Here is a 6352-nt window from a genome sequence, read left to right as displayed (position 1 = left end):
GCTTGGTCACCACGTGTGCACCATGAGTGAAAGCCTCGACTGCCGTGACGGAGCCATGACCCTCCGCGCACGGCCGCCACCCGACGGTCGGGAACCGCGGTCCGCCGAGGCGAAAGGTGAACAGCGCTCTTCGTCGAGTCCAGCGTGCCCGCACCCCGCATGATCGTCTTCGGTGCCGTCGACTTCGCGGCGGCGCTGGTGCGGGCCGGCAAGTTCCTGGGCTATCGGGTGACCGTGTGCGACGCCCGGCCCGTCTTCGCCACCCGGAGCCGTTTCCCGGACGCCGACGAGATCGTGGTCGACTGGCCGCACCGCTACCTCCAGCACACGGCCACGGACGAGCGCACGGTCCTGTGCGTACTCACCCACGACGCCAAGTTCGACATCCCGCTCCTCGGCCAGGCCCTGAGGCTGCCCGTCGCCTTCGTTGGAGCCATGGGCTCGCGCCGGACCCACGAGGACCGCAACCGGCGGCTGCGAGAAGTCGGCGTCAGCGAGCGGGAACTGGCCCGGCTGCGCTCTCCGATCGGCCTCGACCTGGGCGGCCGTACGCCCGAGGAGACGGCTCTGTCCATCGCGGCGGAGATCGTCGCCGTACGCAACGGCGGCTCGGGCGTGCCGCTGACCGGCTCGGGGGAGCCGATCCACCGTGACCGGGACAAGGTCGTGCTGGGGGTGTCCTGAAGCGGACCGGTCAGTTCTCGGTCAGCCAGTCGTACGCCCCCTGCGCGCTGAACTCCGCCTGCCCGCCCCGGAGTAGCAGCCCCGCCGTGGCGAATTCGGGGGCGTCGGCCTGCGCGGCCACGTACGGGATCGCGACGCAGCGCATCCCGGCCGCGTGCGCCGCCGCCGCGCCCGGAGCCGCGTCCTCCAGGACCACACAGTCGGCCGGAGCCGCCCCGAGCCGACGCGCCGCCTCCAGGAAGACGTCCGGCGCGGGCTTGCCCCGTGCCACCTCGTCCGCAGAGACGACGGTCCGCAGCGACGCGTCGAGCCCGGTGCCCGCCAGGATCGCCTCGATGGCCTCCGGCGACGAACCCGACGCCACCGCCATCGGCACCCCCTCGGCCGCCAGCAGCTCCACGAACTTCCGCATCTCCGGGTACACGCGCGTGGCGGCCCGGGCCAGCGCCAGATAACGGCGGTTCGTCTCCGCGAGCAGCTCCTCCACCGGCGCCTTCAGGCCGTAGAGCTCCTTCAGGAGGACGAGGGTCTCCTGGGTGCTGATGCCGACGAAGCGCTCGTGCCGCGCCCAGGTGAAGTCCGGGACGCCGTGCTCGGCGAGGGTCTGCCGGGTGGCTTCGTAGTAGTTCGGCTCGCTGTCCACGAGGGTTCCGTCGAGATCGAAGATGACCGAGAGGCCGCCGAGGTTGCTCATGGGTTCAGCATGCCAAGGGTCACTTCCCGGCCGCACGGCCGATCGACTCCACCAGCGGCAGCAGGCGGTGCGGGACGCGCTCGCGCAGCGCCATCTCGGTCCGGGTGCGGACGACACCCGGCAGGCTGATCAGCCGCTGGATCACGTCCTCCAGGTGGCCGTTGTCCCGTGCCACGACCCGGGTGAGCAGATCCCCGCCGCCGGTGATCGAGAACGCCTCGACGATCTCCGGCACGGCGGCCAGCGCGTCCCCGACCTCGTCGAGATGCCCCTGCGTGACCTCGATGTGCACGAACGCGAGCACCGGGTGCCCGAGCGCGGCGGGGGAGAGGAAGGGGCCCGTACCGGTGATCACCCCGTCCCGCTCCAGCCGGTCGAGCCGCGCCTGGAGCGTGCCGCGGGCGACGCCGAGCAGCCGGGCGTACTCGCGCACGCTGGTACGCGGCTGCTCCAGGAGCAGCCTGAGGATGCGGGTGTCGAGTTCGTCCACGCTCATGACGGAAGACTGTACCAATGGCCCAGCGCATTGCGATCGAGCCAATGGACCAGTGAATCGGGAGCCACTTGAGCCACTCGCCTCGATGATGCTCTCATGGGCAGGTCGATGGCGCTGCGGACCTCCGCGGCGCCTTTTTCATGCCGGTGTTCGGCCGGTGTCCAGGGGCGATCGCAGGGGGCGGGAAGCAGTGCTGAAAAGGGTGTTCGTGGCTCCGGACCCGGGGCGTACGCGGCTGCGTTTCGCCGGTCGGGCCGTGCTCGGCATCGGTCTCGCGGTCGTCGTGTGCGGGCTGACGGGACAGTCCCTCGCGGGCGCCGTCACCGGCGGTCTCGCCGCGCTGCTCGCCCTGTTCACGGTGACGGACCCCACGGTGCGCGGGCAGGCCGTCACCACCGCGCTGCTGCCCTGCGTGGGCCTGCCGGTGCTCGCCGCCGCGGCCGAACTGCACGACCACCCCGTCGCCCGGGACCTCACCTTCCTCGCCGTGGTCGGCGCTGGCGTCTACGCCCGCCGCTGGGGACCGCGCGGCCACAGCCTCGGCGTCTTCGCCTTCATGACCTTCTTCGTGGCGCAGTTCCTGCACGCGACCACCGACCAACTGCCCGTGCTGTACGCGGCAGTTGTCCTCTCCGTGCTCACCGCGGCGGCGGTCCGTTTCGGCTTCTGGTGCTACGAACGCCGACTGCCCCCGGCCGCCGTACCCGCGCCAACTGCCGCTCGCGGCCTGGCCCGGGTGACCACGAGGCAGGCGGTCCAGGCGACCGCCGGCGCCGGATTCGCGCTCGTGGTGGGCCAGTTGGTGTCCGGGCAGCGCTGGTACTGGGCCGTCGGCGCCACCTGGTGGATCTTCGTGAACACCGCCTCACGCGGCGAGACCGTCGTTCGCGGCTTCCGCCGCGTCCTCGGCACGGTCCTCGGCATCGCCCTCGGCCTGCTCGTCGCCGTCCCCGTCCACGGCGCCCCCGTCCCCACCGCGATCCTGGTCGCCGCCTGCGTCTTCGGCATCTTCTACTCGGCCGCCGTCTCCTACACCTGGATGATGCTCTCGGTGACCTTGATGGCAGAGCTGCTCTACGGCCTGCTCGGCGTCCTGAACCCCGGCCTGCTGGCGCTGCGGTTCGCGGAGACCGGCGTCGGCGCGCTCGGCGCCGTCCTGGCCGTCCTCCTCGTGCTGCCGGTGACCACCCACACCACCACCGACGCCTGGATCCAGCGCGCCCTGCGCTGCGTCCACACCTGCACCGCCGAGGCCGCCGCCCGCCTCGCCGGTTCCGCCACGGCCGACCCCGCCGGACGCGTCGCCGAACTCGAACAACTCCTGGGCCGGGTACGGCTGTCCGTCGCGCCCCTCGTGCATCCGCTGAACCCCGTGCTGGGCCGCAAGCGCCGCGCCCGCCGGGTGCTCGCCCTGCTCGACGACTGCGCCCGCGAGATCCGCGGCCTCGTCGCGGTGGCCGCCGACCCGGAGGCCTCCCACGACGCCCGCCTCGCCGCCGCCTGCTGGCGCGTCGAGACCGCGGTCGAGGCGCTCACCGACGGCGACGCCTCAGGGCTCACGGCCACGTCGGCCCGGCCACCTGTCGAGCCCGCGCTGGCCCACCTCCACGGCCTGGAACGCGCCCTAGCCGAACTCGCGGAGCCGCTGCGCGCACGGTCCGGTTCGCGGCTTGTCGGAGCGTGAGCCGGTACGGGAGCGGGACCGGTACGGCTGGGCGGAGAAAGCTCCCAGATTTGGTCTAGACCGGTCATGATCGGCTGCTACCGTCACCCCGGACGCACTGACCGAGAGGGGACAGCGGTGGCAGACGGCGACAGGCGGGGACGGCGGGCCTTCATCGGGTCGTTCACGGCGGCGGGCGGCCCGGGTGTCGTCACGGCGGCCGTGGACGCGGACAGCGGCGCGCTGACCGTCCTGAGCAGCGTCGACGGCGTCCCCGATCCCTCGTATCTGGCGCTGGCGCCCGACGGGGACACGCTCTACGCCGTCAGCGAGACGACCGAGGGCGCGGTGGCCGCGTACCGCGTGAACGGCGACAAGCCCGAGCCGCTCGGTCCGCCGGTGCGCGTCGGCGGCGCGGGGCCGACGTACCTGAGCCTGTTCGCGGGGCACGTCCTGACCGCCGACTACGGCTCCGGCAGCGTCACCGCCGTGCCGGTCCGCCCGGACGGCACGCTGGCCGGCCGCCCTTCCGGACAGCTCCGGCACACCGGCTCCGGCCCGCACGAACAGCGCCAGCAGGGTCCGCACGCCCATCAGATCCAGCCCGACCCGAGCGGCCGTTGGGCGGTCAGCGTCGACCTCGGCACCGACTCCGTGCGGGTGTGCGCGCTGGAGGACGGCCGCCCCGTACTGCACCGCGAGATCGCGCTCCGGCCCGGCTCGGGCCCCCGGCACCTGGCCTTCCACCCGGACGGCACCCGCGCCTACGTCCTCAACGAACTCACGCCGACCGTCACCGTCTGCCGCTGGGACGCCGAGAGCGGCGCACTGAAACCGCTGACCGAGGTACGGGTCCTGTCCGGCCCGCCGGACGGCGACGCCGCCTATCCCTCGGGCATCGTGGCCTCGCCGGACGGCCGTTTCGTCTGGACGGCGACCCGCGGCGAGGACGTGCTGTCCGTGCTCGCCGTCGAGGGCGACGGGCTGCGACTGGTCGGCACGGTGCCCTGCGAGGGCCACTGGCCGCGCGCACTCACCGAGGCCGGCGGCCGCCTGTACGTGGCGAACGAGCGCTCCGGCGACGTGACTTGGTTCACCGTCGACCCCACCACGGGCGTTCCGCGCCGCGACGGCTCGATCAAGGTGACCGCCGCGTCCTGCGTCGTTCTCGACTGACCCGCTGTTGTCCCCCCGACATGCCGAAGGGCCCACTCCCGCGTGAGGAGGGGCCCTTTCGGCGCTACGGCGTTACGCGTGCGGGGCGGTCAGCGAACCGGAGCGCCCTGCGGCTGCGGCGGGGCGATGCCCAGCGCCATCGTGTACTTGGCGAGCGCGAGCTTGCCGATCGCCGGGTACGGACCGAGCGCCTCGGCGGCCGCACAGCCCGCCTCGGCGGCGGCGCCCTGCACCAGGCCCGGGTCGATCTCGGGGCCGATCAGGTACGGCGCCAGCGCCAGCTGCTGCGAGCCCGAGGAACGCAGCTGCTCCGCGATCGCCGCGATCGAACCCTCCTGGTCCAGAGCCGCCGCCATCACCGGCACGGCGAGCCGCGCGGCGAGCAGCATGCCGGTGATCCCGGCCGCCTGCACGGCCTCCTCGCCACCCACGGACGCGAGGATGATGCCGTCCGCGGCGGTCGCCACGGTGAACAGCCGGGCGCGGTCGGCACGGGCCAGACCCGCCTCGGACAGCCGCACGTGCAGCGCCTCGGCGAGCAACGGGTGCGGGCCGAGCACGTCGGTCAGGTCGGCCGCGACACGGCTGTCCATGACGGCCTGGCGGATCTGACGCAGCAGCGCGCTGTCCGGACCGGCGAGCAGCGGCACGACGACGGCCACCGGCCCGTCAGGCTCCTTGACGTCGGCGCCGGCGGCCCTGGCCTGCTCGAAGCGGGCGGTGCGCTCCTCGGCGGCGTGCGCGAGCACGGACGTCAGCGTGGGGAACTCGGAGTCGTCCCCGTCGAGATAACCGATGCGGCCGTCGAGACCGGGCAGCTCGGAGCGCGCGATGCTCACGACCTCCTCGGCGAGGCTGCGCGTGGCCGCGCTGGGCGTGCCCGGCACGGCGAGGACCAGCGCGGGCGCGCCCTCGGGAGCCGCCAGCTGCTCGGGTCGGCGGTGCCGCCCGGGCTGGCGAGGTCGCGGCATTCGTACTGGCAGGCCGGACGCGGGCCCAGTGGGGGAGCTCATGGCGAGGCATGTTACTGGCTTCCTGGGCTCCCCTGTTCGGGGAGGGTGCAGGTGAGCGGTATCCGTCCTGTTTTGTCTGATGAGTTACGTACGGATCAGAAGTGATCACCTTGTCCCTTTGTCCTCACCACGGACAACATCACGTCGTCACACGGCAGAACGAGCGCGTCCGCCGCGAGATCCCGCGCGATCCGCACGGCACCGTCCAGCGGATCACCCTCCGTCGGCACCATCCGCGCATGCGGCAGCCGTTTCGCCAACTCCTCGTGCAGTGGTACGAGGAGAGGGCCGCCCATCTTGAACAGGCCACCCGTGAGCGCGACTTGGGGCTCGCTGGCGACCGGACAGACCGCGACGGCGGACTCGGCCATGTGCCGGGCGGCGGTACGCAGGATGCCGGCCGCCACCGGATCGACCGGCGCGCACTCGGCCACACGGGGCGCGAAAGCCGCGAGTACGGCGGGCCGGTCCGACCGCGGATACAACTGACCCGGCAGCCCCGCCATCGCAGGCGGTCCTGGACATCTCCCCCTTCGGCCACCTCCCGAAGCTCCCGGGCGGAGACATGGCGTGGGGCCCGGTGATCGCCCTCGCCGCGATCGCCGCCGCCCTGGTCGCCGTAGGAC

At 73.1% G+C, this 6352-nt stretch carries 6 protein-coding genes and 2 pseudogenes; 4 read left to right on the top strand and 4 right to left on the bottom strand.

Annotation, left to right across the window (positions count from 1 at the left end):
- Positions 1-126: 126 nt before the first annotated feature.
- Positions 127-684, top strand: a pseudogene (locus ACNFOC_RS49105) (XdhC family protein); the annotation flags it as partial.
- Between the two features lie 10 nt (positions 685-694).
- On the opposite strand, the gene ACNFOC_RS49100 reads toward ACNFOC_RS49105, so the two are convergent.
- A complete protein-coding gene (locus ACNFOC_RS49100) occupies positions 695-1378 on the bottom strand; it encodes an HAD family hydrolase (protein ID WP_416965493.1) in 684 nt (227 codons plus the stop codon).
- Positions 1379-1397: 19 nt separating this feature from the next.
- Positions 1398-1874: an Lrp/AsnC family transcriptional regulator gene (locus ACNFOC_RS49095; protein ID WP_416965492.1), complete on the bottom strand. Its 477-nt coding sequence runs from the start codon at positions 1872-1874 to the stop codon at positions 1398-1400.
- 190 nt (positions 1875-2064) lie between these two features.
- Between ACNFOC_RS49095 and ACNFOC_RS49090 the strand changes: the two genes are divergently transcribed.
- Together ACNFOC_RS49090 and ACNFOC_RS49085 are read left to right on the top strand one after the other, a co-directional pair.
- On the top strand, positions 2065-3558 hold the full coding sequence (locus ACNFOC_RS49090; protein WP_416965491.1) for an FUSC family protein: 1494 nt from the start codon (positions 2065-2067) through the stop codon (positions 3556-3558).
- Positions 3559-3675: 117 nt separating this feature from the next.
- A complete protein-coding gene (locus ACNFOC_RS49085; RefSeq protein ID WP_416965490.1) occupies positions 3676-4713 on the top strand; it encodes a lactonase family protein in 1038 nt (345 codons plus the stop codon).
- Positions 4714-4802: 89 nt separating this feature from the next.
- Here the strand turns inward: ACNFOC_RS49085 and ACNFOC_RS49080 are convergent, their stop codons facing one another.
- On the bottom strand, positions 4803-5726 hold the full coding sequence (locus ACNFOC_RS49080; RefSeq protein WP_416965489.1) for a sirohydrochlorin chelatase: 924 nt from the start codon (positions 5724-5726) through the stop codon (positions 4803-4805).
- A gap of 95 nt (positions 5727-5821) precedes the next feature.
- A pseudogene (locus ACNFOC_RS49075) lies at positions 5822-6235 on the bottom strand (ATPase); the annotation flags it as partial.
- Between the two features lie 8 nt (positions 6236-6243).
- Between ACNFOC_RS49075 and ACNFOC_RS56135 the strand changes: the two are divergent.
- On the top strand, positions 6244-6352 hold a 109-nt coding region (locus ACNFOC_RS56135; protein ID WP_521986919.1), incomplete at its 3' end, for an efflux permease Rv1217c-related protein.

Source organism: Streptomyces colwelliae (genome assembly GCF_048158785.1).
Classification (GTDB): Bacteria; Actinomycetota; Actinomycetes; order Streptomycetales; family Streptomycetaceae; genus Streptomyces.
This window is presented reverse-complemented; position numbering and strand designations above follow the sequence as displayed.

Coding starts and splice junctions, on each gene's coding strand:
- ACNFOC_RS49080 (WP_416965489.1), bottom strand. CDS start 5,726: ATGAGCTCCCCCACTGGGCCCGCGTCCGGCCTGCCAGTACGAATGCCG.
- ACNFOC_RS49100 (WP_416965493.1), bottom strand. CDS start 1,378: ATGAGCAACCTCGGCGGCCTCTCGGTCATCTTCGATCTCGACGGAACC.
- ACNFOC_RS49095 (WP_416965492.1), bottom strand. CDS start 1,874: ATGAGCGTGGACGAACTCGACACCCGCATCCTCAGGCTGCTCCTGGAG.